Source organism: Nocardia anocheti (assembly GCF_029675105.1).
GTDB lineage: Bacteria > Actinomycetota > Actinomycetes > Mycobacteriales > Mycobacteriaceae > Nocardia.
Genome location: NZ_JAQQFV010000011.1, coordinates 66,551 through 82,440 on the forward strand (window position 1 = coordinate 66,551; position 15,890 = coordinate 82,440).

At 70.7% G+C, this 15,890-nt stretch carries 16 protein-coding genes; 5 read left to right on the forward strand and 11 right to left on the reverse strand.

The genetic code is table 11. The features are described from left to right. Nucleotides 1-49 precede the first annotated feature (49 nt). Entirely contained in the window at nt 50-1,084 is a 1,035-nt protein-coding gene (locus tag QC180_RS26150) for a glycoside hydrolase family 18 protein (RefSeq protein ID WP_278265482.1), read from the forward strand. 40 nt (nt 1,085-1,124) lie between these two features. Here QC180_RS26150 and QC180_RS26155 read toward each other — a convergent pair whose 3' ends face one another. Beyond that, nucleotides 1,125-1,754 (reverse strand): nucleotidyltransferase domain-containing protein, encoded by a 630-nt coding sequence (locus tag QC180_RS26155; RefSeq protein WP_278265483.1) that lies wholly within the window; start codon nt 1,752-1,754, stop codon nt 1,125-1,127. 136 nt (nt 1,755-1,890) lie between these two features. After that, nucleotides 1,891-2,748, reverse strand: coding sequence for a pentapeptide repeat-containing protein (locus tag QC180_RS26160; protein WP_278265484.1), 858 nt, complete (start codon nt 2,746-2,748; stop codon nt 1,891-1,893). An 80-nt stretch (nt 2,749-2,828) separates the two neighbouring features. On the opposite strand from QC180_RS26160, the gene QC180_RS26165 reads away from it, so the two are divergent. Next, nucleotides 2,829-4,799 carry a hypothetical protein gene (locus tag QC180_RS26165; protein WP_278265485.1) on the forward strand — a complete coding sequence of 657 codons (1,971 nt, stop codon included), beginning with the start codon at nt 2,829-2,831 and terminating at the stop codon, nt 4,797-4,799. On the opposite strand, the gene QC180_RS26170 is transcribed toward QC180_RS26165, so the two are convergent. Genes QC180_RS26170 through QC180_RS26180 form a run of 3 tightly spaced genes read right to left on the reverse strand, consistent with a single transcriptional unit; the run spans nt 4,800 to nt 8,055 of the window. Then, nucleotides 4,800-6,059 (reverse strand): hypothetical protein, encoded by a 1,260-nt coding sequence (locus QC180_RS26170; protein ID WP_278265486.1) that lies wholly within the window; start codon nt 6,057-6,059, stop codon nt 4,800-4,802. It abuts the gene before it with no gap. Continuing rightward, complete coding sequence (locus tag QC180_RS26175; protein ID WP_278265487.1) at nt 6,032-6,478, reverse strand: hypothetical protein; 447 nt, start codon at nt 6,476-6,478, stop codon at nt 6,032-6,034. Before QC180_RS26175 ends, QC180_RS26170 begins: the two co-directional genes overlap by 28 nt. Before the next feature lie 11 nt (nt 6,479-6,489). Continuing rightward, entirely contained in the window at nt 6,490-8,055 is a 1,566-nt protein-coding gene (locus QC180_RS26180; protein ID WP_278265488.1) for a bifunctional phosphatase PAP2/diacylglycerol kinase family protein, read from the reverse strand. Nucleotides 8,056-8,200: 145 nt separating this feature from the next. Between QC180_RS26180 and gcvT the strand changes: the two genes are divergently transcribed. Continuing rightward, entirely contained in the window at nt 8,201-9,301 is a 1,101-nt protein-coding gene (gene gcvT / locus QC180_RS26185) for a glycine cleavage system aminomethyltransferase GcvT (protein ID WP_278265489.1), read from the forward strand. Between the two features lie 28 nt (nt 9,302-9,329). Beyond that, nucleotides 9,330-10,427 carry a branched-chain amino acid aminotransferase gene (locus QC180_RS26190; protein WP_278265490.1) on the forward strand — a complete coding sequence of 366 codons (1,098 nt, stop codon included), beginning with the start codon at nt 9,330-9,332 and terminating at the stop codon, nt 10,425-10,427. Between the two features lie 50 nt (nt 10,428-10,477). On the opposite strand, the gene QC180_RS26195 is transcribed toward QC180_RS26190, so the two are convergent. The 6 genes from QC180_RS26195 to QC180_RS26220 all read right to left on the reverse strand — a co-directional run bounded on the left by QC180_RS26195 (nt 10,478) and on the right by QC180_RS26220 (nt 14,928). After that, complete coding sequence (locus QC180_RS26195) at nt 10,478-11,191, reverse strand: MBL fold metallo-hydrolase (RefSeq protein ID WP_278265491.1); 714 nt, start codon at nt 11,189-11,191, stop codon at nt 10,478-10,480. A gap of 133 nt (nt 11,192-11,324) precedes the next feature. Beyond that, nucleotides 11,325-12,074, reverse strand: a complete 750-nt coding sequence (locus tag QC180_RS26200; RefSeq protein ID WP_278265492.1) for an adenosylcobinamide-GDP ribazoletransferase — start codon at nt 12,072-12,074, stop codon at nt 11,325-11,327. Between the two features lie 67 nt (nt 12,075-12,141). Beyond that, entirely contained in the window at nt 12,142-13,218 is a 1,077-nt protein-coding gene (gene cobT / locus QC180_RS26205) for a nicotinate-nucleotide--dimethylbenzimidazole phosphoribosyltransferase (protein ID WP_278265493.1), read from the reverse strand. A gap of 79 nt (nt 13,219-13,297) precedes the next feature. Then, nucleotides 13,298-13,831, reverse strand: coding sequence for a bifunctional adenosylcobinamide kinase/adenosylcobinamide-phosphate guanylyltransferase (locus QC180_RS26210; protein ID WP_278265494.1), 534 nt, complete (start codon nt 13,829-13,831; stop codon nt 13,298-13,300). A gap of 48 nt (nt 13,832-13,879) precedes the next feature. Then, complete coding sequence (locus QC180_RS26215) at nt 13,880-14,221, reverse strand: DUF1214 domain-containing protein (protein ID WP_278265495.1); 342 nt, start codon at nt 14,219-14,221, stop codon at nt 13,880-13,882. Nucleotides 14,222-14,355: 134 nt separating this feature from the next. Further along, a complete protein-coding gene (locus tag QC180_RS26220) occupies nt 14,356-14,928 on the reverse strand; it encodes a CGNR zinc finger domain-containing protein (RefSeq protein WP_278265496.1) in 573 nt (190 codons plus the stop codon). 89 nt (nt 14,929-15,017) lie between these two features. Between QC180_RS26220 and QC180_RS26225 the strand changes: the two genes are divergently transcribed. Continuing rightward, nucleotides 15,018-15,887, forward strand: coding sequence for an alpha/beta fold hydrolase (locus tag QC180_RS26225; protein WP_278265497.1), 870 nt, complete (start codon nt 15,018-15,020; stop codon nt 15,885-15,887). Nucleotides 15,888-15,890 lie beyond the last annotated feature (3 nt).

Consider the following 15,890-nt stretch of genomic DNA (forward strand, 5'->3'; position numbering starts at 1 on the left):
TCGGTACCTGCCGGTAAACTCGGCGGTTCGTTGTCACGGGGGAGGAATCGTGCGGGACAGATGGCGTCGGTGGTCGTGGCGCACGCGCGTCGCGGTCGTGCTCGGACTCGTGCTGGCCGTCGTGTTCGCGCCGGTCGTGGGCGTTTTATGTGCGCTACTGGCACACAATGTCGGCGAGCAGTCCGAGCAGGCGCGTACCCGGGGGCGCGACGCGGTCTGGCTCGGGCACGCGTGGGTGGACGGCCGCCGGACCGACGCCGATGTCGACGGACTGGCGAAGTTGCTGACGGGCACCGGCATCCGGGATCTCTACGTCCACACCGGTCCGCTGGAACACGACGGGAGCCTGCGAGACGACCTGGCGCCACGCGCGCGATGGTTCGTCGAGGCCGTGCACGCGAAGCTGCCCGGAATCCGGGTGCAGTCCTGGCTCGGCGACGTCGTGCGGCCCGAATTCGACGGGCTCGACGTGGAATCGGCCGCCTCCCGGGATCGGGTGGTCGCCTCGGCTCGGCGCGTGCTGGAGTACGGCTTCGACGGCGTGCACTACGACCTCGAACCGGTGCGCTCCGGCTCACCGGGCTTCCTCGCGCTGCTCGACGCGACCCGCGCGGTGACCGCGCGCGCCGGGGTGCCGCTGTCGGTCTCGGCGCCGGTGATCGACCCGCTGCCGGGTCTGCACTCGGTCGGCCTCGCGGTGGCCGACCACGGAAAATGGTGGAGCCAGGCGTATTTCGCCGAGGTGGCCCGGCGCGTGGACCAGGTGGCGGTCATGTCCTACGACACGGCCATGCCGACGAAGGCGCTCTACAGCGGGTACGTCGCCCAGCAGACCGCGCTGGCCGCCGAGGTGACGCCCACCGAGGTGGATCTGCTGATGGGCGCGCCCGCCTTCTGGGCCGACGATCCCGGTCATCACGGCGCGGCGGAGACGGTCGCGGCGGCGGTGCGCGGCATCCGATTGGGGTTGACCCGATCGGAGGTGGGGCGCGGGGCGTTCGGTGTCGCGCTGTACGTGGATTTCGCCGCTACGGAACAGGATTGGGCGGACTATCGGCAGGGCTGGTGCCGGTTGCCGAGCTGACGACCGCGCGCGGGGTTGGCGAGTGCTCGATGCGCGGTGTTCAGGCGGCGGTGCGGGTCAGCCAGGGATGGGCCGGGTGGACCGTGGTGAGCCAGGTGGTCAGGCGGGCGCGGTGCGCGTCGGGGAGCAGGGGCAGGACGCGGTCGAAATCCGCGTCGTCCTTGGGGCGGGCGGCCTTGGCCTTGAACAGCAGGACGGCTTCGGGGATCAGGTAGGGGATTCCGGCGGCGGTCGTGTGGATCAGGTCCGGGTAGGGGAGGGTGATGGCGGGGTGGCGACGGCAGATCCAGGTGCCGCCGTCGTGCGGTTCGCGGAAGACGTCGAGATGGTAGGTGCCGGTGTAGGGGTCGCGCAGCCAGGTCTGGTGCAGGTCGGGGTGGTCGGCGGCGCTGGCGTAGGGCCAGACGGTGCCGTCGCCGACGACATCCCACTCGTATTCGGGGAAGGCGGCGGCGATCTGCGGGAAATCGGCCCGGGGCACCGTGATCTCGATATCGGCGTGCGCGCGCGAGATCGATCCGGCGAACAGGTCCAGTGCCCATCCGCCCGCGACCGCCCACGGCGTCGTACACCCGCTCAGCCGGGCGGCCACCACGCTCGGTGTCCACGGATCCCAGCGCCGATCGGCCTCGGCCGCGCTGATCGAACGTCCACCGTCGGGAGCCCTCATGCCGTCCATCATGAGCGCGCACCCCGGGTGGGTCGTGGTGGTTGTGAACAATGGTGACGCAGGTGAGACGGGTTCGTGAGGTGCACCGGACCGTCGTGACACAACCGCGCCCGGTCGTCGGCCGTGCTCGCGGAGGTCAGGGGTTGGGTGCCGGGAGCGCGGCGTCGGTGGGCAGGCCCAGGGCGGTGGTGGTGTCGAGACCGTGCAGTTGGGCGGCGGTGAGATCGGTGCCGCTGAGGACGGTGCCCGTGAGGTCGGCGCCGGTGAGATCGGCGTCGGACAGTCGCGCGGTGTCCAGGCGGGTGCGGCGCAGGGTGGCTCCGCGCAGGTCCGCCCCGCGCAGGTCGGCGCCGGTGAGGGTGGCCTCGGACAGATCCGCCTCGCGCAGATCGGCGCCACGGAGATCGGCGGCCGCGAGATCCATCCGTGCCAGCCGGGCACCCGGCAGCCGGACCGCGCGCAGATCGGCCCCGGGCAACCGGGCACCGCTGAGATCGAGTCCGGTCACGGCGTGCTTGCGGGCCAGCCGGTCGCGCAGCACCGCCACCGCGTCGACGAGATCGCCCGGCGCGGTGGCGAATTCGCCCCCCGCGGTGCGGCGCTGGAGCAGGCGCGCCAGCAGGCGCAGGCCGCGTTCCCGCTCGCGCGGCGCGTCCTCCATGAGCCGTTGCAACGCGAAGACCCCACCGGAGCGGGTGACCGGGTCCTCGGCGGCGAGATGCCCCACCACCGCGCTGAACCGGTCGACATCCTGTTTGGCCCGGTCCAGCAGGAACTTGCGGACCGTGTAGAACAGACCGGCCAGGGCGATGAGAGTGCCGAGCAGCGCGGCGAACTGGCCGCGCTGGGCCACCGCCGCGTCGAGCCGTTCCTTGGGTGTGAGTTCGTGCAGGCCCTCCGGTGCGAGCATCAGCGGGAGCCGATAGATCGCCAGGATCAGCAGGATCACCGCCGCGGCGATGCCGAGGGCGGTGAGGGTCGGGCGTACTCTCATCGAACTGTCCAGACTCCTCGACGCGGTGCCGGGTCGTTGCCCGCACTGTACTATGCGGAGTCGTCGATGGGGGTTGGGTGATGCAATCGAATTCCGCGCTACCGGAACGTGTTCGGCCGTTCGTCAACCATGTCGCGCTGTTGGACGAGGTGACGAAGTACATCCTGACGAGCGCTCCGGGAAACCGTGTCATCGTCCTGACCGGGGAGCCCGGGATCGGGAAGACCTCGGTCGGTATCGAACTCGTCCACGAGCTGCGGGCCTATTACCCCGACGGTGTGCTGTTCCTCGAATTCGGCGGGGTCGATCAGGTCGATCATCCCGAGGACGTGCTCGGGCTGGCGCTGCGGAGATTGGGGCATCCGCTGGGCGACATTCCGGTCGGACGCGATCGGCGCGACCTGTATCGCACTCTCACCGAACGCGGTTCGCGGGTGATCTTCCTCGATGGTGTGGTGACGGAGGCGCAGGCCAGGGCCTTGATGCCCGCGAGTGGGTCGTCGTTGGTCATCGTCACCGAAGCCCGGCCCGCCACGCCGCTGGATGCGGTGGGAATGCGAGCGTTCGTGGTCGACGAGTTGGACGAGGTCGCGGCGCGGCATCTGCTCGAGGAATTGATCGGGATCGACACGTGCCAGGCGGAGCCGACCGAGTTCGATGAGCTCGTCGGTCACTGTGCGAATGTTCCGCACGCCCTGCGCATCGTGGCGACTATGGTGTGCCGGAGCGCGAATCGACGAGTCGCGCGTCCGGTGGCCGAGACCGTCGACCGTCTCCGTGACCCGCAGCGTCGGCGCACCGCGCTGCCGCTGGAACGCGTCTACGGCGCCGCGTACGGCTTGCTCTCCGTCCGGTCCCAGCAGTGCTATCGCGCCCTCGGACTCCGGGCCCATGGCGGCCGGGTCAGCGCGGAGGCCATGGCGGCGGTGCTCGGTGTCTCGGTGGGGGTGGCCGCCGAATCGCTGATCGATCTGGCCGACATGTGGCTGCTGTCGAGCGTCGAGGCGCCACGCTATCGCGTACGGGAACTGATTCGTCGACATGCGGAGGAGGTGGACGAGCGCACCATGGCCGAGCGTGATGCCGACGAATGGCGGCTTGTCGAATTCTACGATGCGCGCCTGGCCGCCGCCGACGCGCTGATCGCACCGGGACGTCCGTGGCGGCGGCTGCTGTTCGGTGACCTCACGCCCGACACCACGCTGTTCGACGGTGTCGAGCAGGCGCGGGCCTGGTTGTGGGAGGAACGCACTGCGCTGCTCGCCGCCGCGGAATTCCTCGACAGCGTCGGTGACGACCGCTACCCGCAGCGGTGGGCGGTGCTGCTGTGGGCCTTCCACGAACAGGAGAAGATTCTCGGCGACCTCGAGCTCCTGTCCGGGTGGGGCCTGGCGGCCGCCGGACGAGCCGGACAGCCCGACGTGACAGCGCTGCTGCATCTGCAGTACGGCTTCGGAAAGCTGTGGGCGGGCGACCTCGAAGCGGCAGCAACCGAATTCGAGGCCGCCAGCGCGGCGGCGATTCGGGCCGACGTCAAAGCCAGTGCGCTCGAGGGACTCGGGCTCGTGCGGCTCGATCAGGGCAGAACCTCTGAGGCGCTGGAACTCCTGCGGGAGAACGCGCGGCTCGCCCGCGAGATCGACGACCCGCGCCGGATCCTGATCGCCGACTTCCATCTCGCCAAGGTCGAGTCACCACAGACGGCGCTGGCGTTGCTCGACACCGTGGAGGCCGGGCTTCGCACGCTGGCCTCGGACGAGGCGGACAATCTCGCCAAGAGCATGTACTGGCGGGGTCGCAAGCTCGCGCTCCTCGGCGATCACCAGCGCGCCGCGATCGAACTCTCGCGGGCGTACACGGCCATGGAAGCGCGGCGTCGCTCGTTCGATCTCGGGAAGATCGCCGAGGCGTCGGGGGAAGTCGCCCACGCGCTCGGTGATCCGGCCGGTGCGCGCGACTTCCTGCTGCGCGCGGTCGGCCATTTCGAGCAGACCGGACTCACCGCCGACGCGGCGAACGCTCGGGCGAAGATCGAGCAGTGGGGTCTGTGATCACTTGCGGACCGACACGCGGTGGGTGAGTCCGCCGCAGTCGATCGTCCATTCGCCGACGAGGTCGGGCAGGGCGGCGCCACGCACCAGGTGGTGCTGAGCCACCGACGCGAACAAGCGGCACGCGTCCTGCGGTCCGAGCACCGACAGCACCGCTGAATCGGTGCCGAGCAGCCATTCGTCGGCGCGATGTGGGGCGGTGGCGATCCGGCAGCCGGGGAGCGCGCGCAGGGTGTCGGTGATCCAGGTCTGGGTGTCGGGGCCCGGCTGGCCGATCATGATGTCGGCCGATCGCAACCAGCGGTGCGGGGGTTCGCGGACGTCGACGGCGAGGTGCGCGCCGCGGGGGAGATCGCGACCGGAACGGAGCCGCTCGGCCGGATAGCGGGTCACCGTCGCGGTGCCGGGGCGCGGTGAGTTCACCAGGACCAGATGGGAATCGACGCCGGGGATCGGGGTGCGGGGCAGCGCGGCGGTGGGGATCTCCGGTGCGTGGGGCGGTTCGGTGAGGGCCATCGCCGCGTACATCGCGGTGCGCAGGATCGCCGCGCCCGCCATCGGATACGACGTGGTCAGGTCGGTGGCGGCGGTGTAGCGCGCGGCGTGGTGGTCGGTGATGGCGGCTCGGACCTGGGTCGCCAGATCGTCGTCCGGGTCCAGACGCGGTGCGGCGGTGAGGAATCCGCTGATCGGTGACGCCGGGTCCACCGTGTGCCCGGCCTCGACCGCCAGCAGTGGGGCGATGCCGAGAGCGGCGGCATAGAAGGCGACGGAACCGTGGTCGCCGACGACGAGATCGGCGGCGACGATCGCCGATTTCCATCCGTCGATATCGTCGATGACCTGTACACCCGCTCTGGTGGCGGCCGCGAGATATTCGCGGAATTGCCACCGGGAATGCTCGGCGACGATATTCGGATGGGGTGCGACGACAATGCTGAATTCGTCCGCGGGGAGTGCTTCCGCGAGGCGGAGCGGGAGATCGGGATGCTGCCCGAGGAGGCTGGGAATCGCCCATGTCGACGAGACCACGATCAGTTTTCGGGTGGCGGGGAGGCCGTAGGCTCGACGGTAGCTCGCGCGCAGGGGGAGGCTGGCGGAGAGTTGGTCGAAGCACAGGTCACCCGCGATGAGAACGCGGGAGAGAGCGGCGGGAACGGTGGCTGCCAGGCGGTCGCGCTGTTCGGTGTGGGACAGGACGATCGCGGTGGGGATCAGGATTCCGTCATGCGTCAGCCACTCGGCCGACAAACCGAACACCGCACTGTTTGTTTGTTTGTTTGTTTGTTTGTTTGTTTGTTTGTTTGTTTGTTCAAAAACTTATTGTATCCCATTCCGTGAGGTATCACGAAAAGGGGAGCTTCCAATTCTTGGAGATCGCCGCCATAACTCGCGGACAAAGCGAGATCGAAGGAAAAGCGGGTGGCCTCGTCCCAGCTGATTTCGGTGACGCCGCGCTCGGCCAGGAATTCGGACGTACCCCGATCGAAGGCCGACGACCCGGTGCGGGTGAAGACGATGCGGATGCGCGGGTCGGCGGCGAGGATCGGGAGTGTGTCGAACAGGCGGGTCGACGCGGTCGCGTTGTGCACCACCGCGAGGACCGCCCGTTCGTGTGGGAACGTCGCCCATCGGTCATTGCGCTCGGCGGCGAATCCGGGTCTGGCGGGGGATGACACGCCCGGTGATGCTACTGCCCGGCCGGGCGGCGACGGCGGGTGGTGAGCCAGGCCAGGGGGCGGCGGTGGTGGGGGCGGGCGCGGTTCTCCCAGCGGGGGTTGTCCTCGTTGCGGCGGTAGACGGGGATGCGGCCCGCGATGGTGAAGCGCAGGGTGGTGGAGGTACCGACGACTTCGCCGTCGGCGGCCACGGCCTGCGGGCTGTGCGTGGCCACGGTGAGCTCGTGCATCTGACGTTCGCCGTAGACGCGGCTGTGGCCGATGGCGGCCAGCATCAGCGCGATGACCGCGCGGGTGCGCGAGAAGCGCACGTCGGCGCGCAGCCAGCGCACATCGAGCAGACCCTCGTCCAGGCGGGAGCGGAAGGCGGGGACGGCGCCGTGCGGGTGGTAGGGGCCGTTGCCGACGAACAGGAACCACAGGTCGTGCCAGCGGTCGTCGATCCGGATGCGGATCGGCTGGGAGCGGTGCAGGGTGACGATCAGGGCCGCGGCGAAGGCGGGCCACTTGCCCCAGCGGTCCTCCCACTTCTCGCGCAGGCGTACGAGTTCGGGGTAGGCGCCGATGCTGGCGGTGTTGATCAGGTGGTGGGTGCGGGTGCCCTCGGGGGTCTCGAATTCGACGGCGGCGATGTCGACTTCGACCGCCTCGCCGGTGCCGGTGGCGTCGACCACCTCGCGCAGGTCGTAGACGCCCAGGTCGCGGGCGAAGTGGTTGAGGGTGCCCGCGGGGACCACCACCAGCGGCAGTTTGTTGCGTACCGCGACGGCCGCCGCGGCGGCGATGGTGCCGTCGCCACCGGCCGCGCCGACGGCCACGGCCGACGGGTCGAGGGCCTCCTGGAGCAGCTCGGCGGCGTCGCGGCCCGGCTCGGTGTGCACGAGGGTGGCGCGGGGCAGGGCGGCGGCGATGTCGGCGGTGGGGTCGTAGGCGGAGTCGCCGGAGCGGGGGTTGATCAGCAGGAGCAGTCCGGCGCCGTCGGCCAGGACCGGCGCGTCGTGGACCACGTGCGCGTCGGCCTCGTCGGATTCGCGGATCGGCCACCAGCGGCGGGTGGTGAGCGCGACACCGGTGCCGACCGCGGCGCCCACCAGCACGTCGGAGGGCCAGTGCGCGCCGGTGTGGATGCGGGAGTAGGCCACGGCCGCGGCCACCGGCGCCACGGCCAGGGCGGCGCGCGGGCTCTCCAGTGCGACGGCCGTGGCGAAGGCGGCGGCATTGGCGCTGTGGCCGGACGGGAACGATGACGACGCGGGCGCCTCGATCAGCCTGCGGCCCAGCGGCATCAGTTCGGCGGGCGGTCGCCGACGCGGGATCAGCGTCTTGAGGACGAGGTTCACCAGGAAACTCGACCCGGTGAGCGCGATCACCCCGCGCAGCGCGGCCCGGCGCGGCGGACCCGGTTCCAGCGCGAGCACCGCGGCCGTGGCCAGCCACAGCCCGCCGGTATTGGCCGACCTGGTCAGGCGCAGCATCCCGGTGTCGACCCGCGACAAGGGAATCCGCGACACCACCTGGCTGGTCGCGGCGTCCATCCGGGCGACGTTCTGGAACCTGCGGCCGCGCAACTCACTCACGACGTCGACCCTACCGCCTCACCCGCCGCGGGTACCGCGCTCGGCGATCCCGGGACGCGCGCCGAATCGCACTGGGACAGCCGGGATCTGCGGGAATCGTCGCGGGCGTTCCCGACCGCCGCCCGGTCGGCGATAAGCTCGGGCGATGACCGACTCCCACCTGTTGCAGGGCCCGATCCACGATGTCCACGTCGAACTGGGCGCCACCTTCGCGCCGTTCGGGGGGTGGGCGATGCCGGTCTCCTACGCGGGGACCGTGGGCGAGCACACCGCCACCAGGACCACCGTCGGGCTGTTCGACGTGAGCCACCTGGGCAAGGCGACCGTGCGTGGGGCGGGCGCGGCGGAGTTCGTGAACGCGGCGCTCACCAACGACCTGGGGCGCATCCGGCCGGGCAAGGCCCAGTACACCCTGTGCTGCACGCCCGAGGGCGGCGTCATCGACGACCTGATCGCCTACTACGTCGCCGACGACGAGATCTTCCTCGTGCCGAACGCGGCCAACACCGCCGCCGTCGTCGCGGAACTGGCGAAGGTGGCGCCCGAGGGGATCACCGTCACCGACGAGCACCGTGACTACGCGGTCTTCGCGGTGCAGGGACCGAAGTCGACCGAGGTGCTCACCGCCCTCGGCCTGCCGACCGACATGGAGTACATGGCCTACGCCGACGCCGAGTGGGAAGGCCGCCCGGTGCGGGTGTGCCGCACCGGCTACACCGGCGAGCACGGCTACGAGCTGCTGCCGAGGTGGGACGACGCCGCGGCGGTGTTCCGCGCGCTGGTCACCCAGGTCGAGGCGGCCGGTGGCCAGCCCGCCGGACTGGGCGCGCGCGACACCCTGCGCACCGAGATGGGCTACCCGCTGCACGGCCACGAGCTCTCGCTCGACATCACGCCCAACCAGGCCCGCACCGGTTGGGCGGTCGGCTGGAAGAAGCCGCGGTTCTGGGGCAAGGACGCCCTCGAGCGGGAGAAGGCCGACGGACCGCGCCGCCTGCTGATGGGCCTCGAGGCGATCGACCGCGGCGTGCTGCGGCAGGGCCAGACCGTGCTGCGCGACGGCGCGCCGGTCGGCGAGACCACCTCGGGCACCTTCTCGCCCACCCGCAAGATCGGCATCGCGCTCGCCCTGCTCGACACCGAGGCGGAGCTGGCACCGGGCGACGAGGTGGAGGTCGACGTGCGCGGACGCAAGCTGCGCGCGAAGGTGGTCAAGCCGCCGTTCGTCGACACCAACACCAAGTGACCGCACCCGCCGGATATAGGATCGCATCATGACAGTCGCTGCACAGTTCACTCGTATTCCGCACCCCGCGCCCCTGGCGGCGCAGCAGCGGGAAGAGGTACTGGCGGCCCCCGGATTCGGGCGCTTCTTCACCGACCACATGGTGTCCATCGACTACGCGGACGGCGTGTGGGGCAACGCCCGCGTCGAACCGTACGGCCCGCTGTCGATGGACCCGGCCACCATGGTCTTCCACTACGGTCAGGCCATCTTCGAGGGCCTCAAGGCCTACCGGCAGGCCGATGGCAGCATCGCCACCTTCCGCATCGACGCCAACGCGGCGCGCTTCCGTCGCTCGGCGGCGCGCATGGCGATGGCCGAGCTGCCCGAGGAACTGTTCATCGAATCGGTGCGTCAGCTGCTCGACGTGGACGCCGACTGGGTGCCCGCGGCCGGGGGCGAGGAATCGCTGTACCTGCGTCCGTTCATGTTCTCGACCGAGGCGGGCCTGGGTGTGAAGCCCGCCTCCGCCTACAAGTACCTGCTGCTGGCCTCGCCCGCGGGCGCGTACTTCCCGCGTGGCGTGAAGCCGGTGCGGGTGTGGCTGTCCACCGAATACGTGCGCGCGGCACCCGGCGGCACCGGCGAGGCGAAGGTGGCGGGCAACTACGCGGCCTCGCTGCTCGCCCAGGCCCAGGCCACCGAGAAGGGCTGTGACCAGGTGGTCTGGCTCGACGCGTGTGAGCGCAACTACGTCGAGGAGATGGGCACCAACAACCTGTTCTTCGTCTATGGCACCGGCTCCGAGGCCCGCCTGGTGACCCCGGAACTGTCCGGCTCGCTGCTGCCCGGCATCACCCGCGACTCGCTGCTCACCCTGGCCGCCGACTCCGGCTACCCGGTCGAGGAGCGCAAGGTCTCGGTGGAGGAATGGCGCAAGGGCGCGGAATCGGGCGAGATCAGTGAGGTCTTCGCGTGCGGGACCGCTGCGGTGATCACGCCGGTCGGCTGGGTGCGCTCGCACGAGGGGGAGTTCAGCATCGGCGGTGGTGAGCCGGGCGAGGTGACGATGGCCCTGCGCGACACCCTCACCGGTATCCAGCGCGGCACCTTCGCCGACAACCACGGCTGGATGCGCACGGTGTAAGAACACCCTGTGAGCGGGTTCCCCATCCCGGGGAGCCCGCTCGCGGCGTATCAGCCGGGCATCAACGCCTGCCATTGTTGGAGGGTTTGGGGGCGCAGGACGTAGTTGGTGTCCTTGATGGAACCCAGTGCGGCGCTGGGGGCTTCGGAGTACCAGTGGCCGGGGTAGACCGTGGGGTTGCCGTCGAGGGCGGCCAGGCGGCGCAGGCTGCGGAACATCTCGTCGGAGTCGCCGCCGGGGAAATCGGTGCGGCCGCAGCCGTCGACGAACAGGGTGTCGCCGGAGATCAGGCGGTTGTCGAACAGGAAGCACTGGCTGCCGGGGGTGTGGCCGGGGGTGTGCAGTAACTCGATCTCGAAGGCGCCGACGGCGACCTTGTCCCCGTTGTCGTGGCCGGTCAGCTCGCTGGGGGCGATGCCGGTGGTCTGGGCGACCCAGTCCAGTTCCTGCTTGTTGACGTGCACGGGGACGCTGGTCTTCTCGAGCAGTTCGGCCACACCGCCGAGGGTGAAACCGAGCATGGTGCCGCCGACGTGGTCGGGGTGGTGGTGGGTGGCGAGGACGCCGCTGACCCGCATGCCGTCGGCCTCGGCGGCCTCGACCAGGTCCGAGGCCCGGTAGGCCGGATCGACCAGTAGGGTCTCCCCGGTCTCCCGATCGCCGATCAGATACGCGAAATTGCGCATCTGAGTGGCGATCGGATCGCCGACGGCGTAATCCCGGCCGGACAACAGCTGGCGGAAGTAGAGACGCTCGGAAGACATGGCGTCCACTGTATTGCCACCGGTGTGCTGGGGAGGCAACCGAGTACCGATGAGCGGACGGTCTGTGCGACGGCACAAGCGCCCGATTCCGGACTTGTGACCACTCGGAGTTTGCCGAGACGCGGTGACCCGGCTACACCATCAGCGAAAACCCCACGGCGGCAAGCGAAACCGTGATTTCCACGACCGCGCCGAGAATGTCGCCGGACAGGCCGTCGAAGCGTCGCACGCAGTGCCGCACGATGAACATCGTCGCCGCGAGGGCGATCGCGACGACCAGCGGGCCGAGCCAGAGAGTCGCCGGGACCGCGAAGCAGGCCCCCGCCAGCGCGACGACGGCCCAGCCCGCCACCACGACGGGCCGCTGGGTCCCCGCCACCAGCGCCCCGAAACCAGCCTCCGGGGCGGCGGGGACACCGGTGTGACAGGCCGCGACGACGGCCACCCGGCCCACCGCGACGGCGAGCGCGATCGCCCACCAGCGCCCGTGCCCGGCCAGCGCCGCGAAGGCCGCCGCCTGGATGCCGATCGCGAAGATCAACGCCGCCACCCCGAACGGCCCGGCGCCCCCGGACTTCATGATCTGCCTGGCCCGCTCCGGCGGACCGTAACTGCCGAGCCCGTCGACGGTGTCGGCCAGGCCGTCCAGGTGCATCCCCCGGGTGAGCAGGGCCAGCAGGCCGACGGTGAGCAGACCGGCCAGGAGGATGTCGAGCCCGCCACGGCCCAACCCCCACATCGCGGCGGCCGCGATCACCCCGAGTACCAGCCCGACCAGCGGGGCCACGGCGATCGCCCGGCCCGCGCCGCGGCGATCCACGGTGGACGGTCCGGCGATCGGCGCGACGGTGAGCCAGGAGACGGCCAGCCGCACGGCGTTCACCTCGCCCCCGGGAACCGCTCGTCGGCGGCGCCGCCGCGCGAGACCGACAGCGAGGTGCGGGGTGTGATCACTTGGACAGGTCGAGGGCGGCGGGCTCGTCGTCGGCGGCGGTGCTCACGCCCGCGTCGGCGAAGGTCGACATCTCCGCGAGGGCGGCGACCGCGGCGCGCACGATCGGCAGGGCGGTGAGGGCGCCGGAGCCCTCGCCCAGGCGCATCGAGAGGTCGATGAGGGGGTCCAGGCGCAGGTGCTTCAGGGCCAGGTCGTGCGACGGTTCGGTGGAGCGGTGCGAGGCCAGCCACCAGTCCTTGGCGCCCGCGGCGAGGTCCTCGGCGACCAGGGCGGCAGCGGTCACCACCACGCCGTCGAGCAGCACGGGGGTGCGGCGCAGCGCGGCCTGGGCCAGGAATCCGGCCATGGCGGCGAAATCGGCGCCCGCGGCGACGCGCAGCAGGTCGACCGGGTCCTTGGCGATCGGGCGGGCCCGGCGCATGCCGTCGCGGATGGCGGCGACCTTGCGGATCCAGCCCGCGTCGTCGACGCCGGTGCCCCGGCCCACGGCGACGACCGGCTCGGTGCCGGTGAGAAGGGCGACGAGCACGGTGGCGGGGGTGGTGTTGCCGATGCCCATGTCCCCGGCGACGAGCAGATCCGCGCCCGCGTCGATCTCCTCGTCGGCGATGGCGCGACCGGCGGCCAGCGCGGCGGCGACCTCGTCCTCGGTCAGCGCGTCCTCGCGGTCGATGGCGCCACTGCCGCGGCGGACCTTGTGCGCGGACACGGTGGGATCGGTGTCGCCGTCCACGGCGATGTCGACCACCCGCACGGTGGCGCCCGCGACCGCGGCCAGCGCGTTCACCGCCGCGCCGCCCGCGAGGAAGTTGGCCACCATCTGCGCGGTGACCTCGCTCGGATAGGCCGACACACCGTGCTTCGCGACGCCGTGGTCACCGGCGAAGACCACCACGCGGGCCCGCTCGAACTGCCGCGGCGGGCACACGCCCTGGCAGGCGGCGACCCAGTTGCCGATCTCCTCGAGCCGTCCCAGCGATCCGGCCGGTTTGGTGAGCTGCGTCTGACGCTGCTCGGCCGCCGCGCGCACCCGCGCGTCCGGGGCCGCGACCGGGTCGAATCCGTGAGTCACTAGCAAGCCTTTCGACAGTGGAGCCGGGTGTCGGACTCATCTTGCCCCGATCGCGGCGTGCCGCGCCGACCGACCCGGCTCATTTCAGCCGCACGGGCAGCCCGGCGACGAGCAGGAACGCCTCGTCGCACACCGCCGCGAGCCGTTGGTTCAGCGTGCCGATCTCGTCGCGGAACAGCCGCCCCGAGCGCGTCGCCGGGATGACGCCCATTCCCACCTCGGGCGAGACGATCACCAGCCGCTCCCGGTAGTCCGCCACCGCCGCGACCAGGGCATCGCAGTCCGGGCCGACGGTGCCGCGCGGCGCCTCCCAGGCCGCCCGCGCGTCGAGGCGGGCGGTGAGCCAGGTGCCGATGTCGTCGAGCAGGGTCGCCGGGGACGGTGTGGCGAGAACCGTTGCGGGCTCGATGTTCTCGATGGTCGACCAGTGCGCCGGACGCCGTTCGCGATGACCGGCGACGCGGTGGCCGAAGTCGTGATCGGCCGGATCGAGCACGGCCGTCGCGAGATACCGGACCTCGGGTCGCTCGGTCAGCAGATTCTCCGCGAAAGCCGACTTCCCGGACCGGGCGCCGCCGAGGACGAGCGTGCGGAGCGGCGTGCTGGCAGACATTCGAGCACCGTAGCAATCACCCGACGTGGCGAGCACACGCGCCGGACGTCAGGAGACCTTCCGTACCGGCGGGGGAGTCCAGGCGCCGTTGAGCACCTCGGGGTGGGGTGCGTAGAGACGCATGGTGATTCCCAGTGGCCCGGTGGCGGGGGCGGGCAGCCAGTTGGCTCGGCGGTCGGGGCCGGGATCGGTGTGCGAGATGTGGATGTCGAGGGAACCGTCGGCGTCGGTGACGAGCAGCGGGTAGACGGCGTCCTCCGGCGGGTTGGCGCCCAGCCCCGCCAGGGTGATCGTCGCTCGCGTGAAGTAGTCGTTGCCGTAGACGCCGATCGAGCCGAGCACGCTGATCCAGCCGTCGACCGGTCGGGCGAAGAACTCCTCCGCCGCCATGGTGTTGACCTGGCGCAGCGGTTCCTCCGCCGTGGCCTGGTCGGGGCCGACGATGACGAAGCTCTGATCGCCGCTGTCGGGGAAGGCTCATCACGCCTCCGAATCGACTCGACTCACCCTCGGTGGACAGCTCCTCAGAACGTAGCAGTGCGTTTGGCGAGGTGTCGATCGTAGTAGCGGGCGACGCGGACCCGATTTCCGCAGCGCTGTGGCGAGCACCAGCGACGACGCGGATGGGCGGGCAGGAACAGCAGCACGCAGTCCTCGGCTTCGCACTGCTTCAGGCGCGCGATGGCCGGATCGGAGAGCAGTTCGACCGCGGATTCGGCCAGGGCGGCCGCCAGTCGCGCGTGAGCCGGACCGGTACGGCGCACGGTGGCGGTGAGCGCGGCGCCGTCCCAGTCGAGATGCCGGATCGCGGGCGCGGCGGCTTGCGCGGCCGCCAGCGCCCGCAGATCCGCCTCCGGCGGACGTCGGCCGGACAACAGCGCGTCGAGCACCGCCGCGACGTGCTCGCGTATCCCACGGACGGCTTCCAGGTCCTCGACACCCGGTCGCGCGGGTGGGGGTTCGGGCAACCGATCGGCCTGCGCGCGCAGCCACTCGCCCAATCGTTCGGTGGTACTCAGCAGATCGGTGTCGGCCGGGTGGGTGTTGACCAGGTCCAGGGCCAGCGGCTCACCGAGCGGGAAGACCGTCTCACTCATGCGGCTAATGCTATCGCATGGCCTTGACACATTAGTCTCGGCGCGATTACACCTAATGCATCATTGTCGACAGAAAGCATGTGGATGCGATGAGTCTTCCGCTGATCCGGTACCGCTCCCTCGAGGTCGAGGGCGTCGAGGTCTTCTCTCGGGAATCGGTGCCCACCCGCGCCGACGCTCCGACACTGTTGCTGCTGCACGGTTTTCCCACTGCCAGCCATCAGTTCCGGCGGCTCATCGACGTGCTCGGTGACCGCTACCGCCTGATCGCGCCGGACTATCCGGGCTTCGGCAACACCACCGCGCCAGCGGATTTCGAGTACACCTTCGATCGTCTGGCCGATGTCGTCGAAGGTTTCGTGCGGCAGCTCGGCCTGACCCGATTCGCGCTGTACGTCTTCGACTTCGGTGCGCCGGTCGGGTTCCGGCTGGCCGAGCGGCACCCGGAGTGGATCGCCGGACTGATCGTGCAGAACGGAAACGCCTACGAGGACGGGCTTTCCGAGGGCGCGCGGGAGTTCACCGCCTTGCGCCCGGACCAGGACGGCGCCGAGGAGACGATCCGGGGGCTGCTGACCCTCGACGCCACCCGCGGCCAGTACGAGAGCGGCGTCGCCGATCCCACCGTGCTGTCCCCGGAATCCTGGCTGCTGGACCAGTACTTCCTGGACCTACCCGGCCGCGAGCGGGCCCAGGTCGCTCTGGCTTTCGACTACAAGTCCAATATCGCCCGCTACCCCGACTGGCAGGCCTGGCTGCGCACCTACGCGCCGCCGACCCTGATCACCTGGGGCGCCCACGATCCCTTCTTCCCCGCACCCGGCGCGCACGCCTACCTCGCCGATCTTCCCGATGCCGAACTGCACCTGTTCGACACCGGTCATTTCGCCCTCGAAACCCACCTGGCCGACATCGCCGCGCTCATCGCCGAATTCCTGGACCGGCTCCCCGGCCGGTGAGAG

Coding starts and splice junctions, on each gene's coding strand:
- QC180_RS26155 (WP_278265483.1), bottom strand. CDS start 1,754: ATGAGGGCTCCCGACGGTGGACGTTCGATCAGCGCGGCCGAGGCCGAT.
- QC180_RS26160 (WP_278265484.1), bottom strand. CDS start 2,748: ATGAGAGTACGCCCGACCCTCACCGCCCTCGGCATCGCCGCGGCGGTG.
- QC180_RS26165 (WP_278265485.1), top strand. CDS start 2,829: ATGCAATCGAATTCCGCGCTACCGGAACGTGTTCGGCCGTTCGTCAAC.
- gcvT (WP_278265489.1), top strand. CDS start 8,201: ATGACCGACTCCCACCTGTTGCAGGGCCCGATCCACGATGTCCACGTC.
- QC180_RS26190 (WP_278265490.1), top strand. CDS start 9,330: ATGACAGTCGCTGCACAGTTCACTCGTATTCCGCACCCCGCGCCCCTG.
- QC180_RS26195 (WP_278265491.1), bottom strand. CDS start 11,191: ATGTCTTCCGAGCGTCTCTACTTCCGCCAGCTGTTGTCCGGCCGGGAT.
- QC180_RS26210 (WP_278265494.1), bottom strand. CDS start 13,831: ATGTCTGCCAGCACGCCGCTCCGCACGCTCGTCCTCGGCGGCGCCCGG.
- QC180_RS26215 (WP_278265495.1), bottom strand. CDS start 14,221: ATGGCGGCGGAGGAGTTCTTCGCCCGACCGGTCGACGGCTGGATCAGC.
- QC180_RS26220 (WP_278265496.1), bottom strand. CDS start 14,928: ATGAGTGAGACGGTCTTCCCGCTCGGTGAGCCGCTGGCCCTGGACCTG.
- QC180_RS26225 (WP_278265497.1), top strand. CDS start 15,018: ATGAGTCTTCCGCTGATCCGGTACCGCTCCCTCGAGGTCGAGGGCGTC.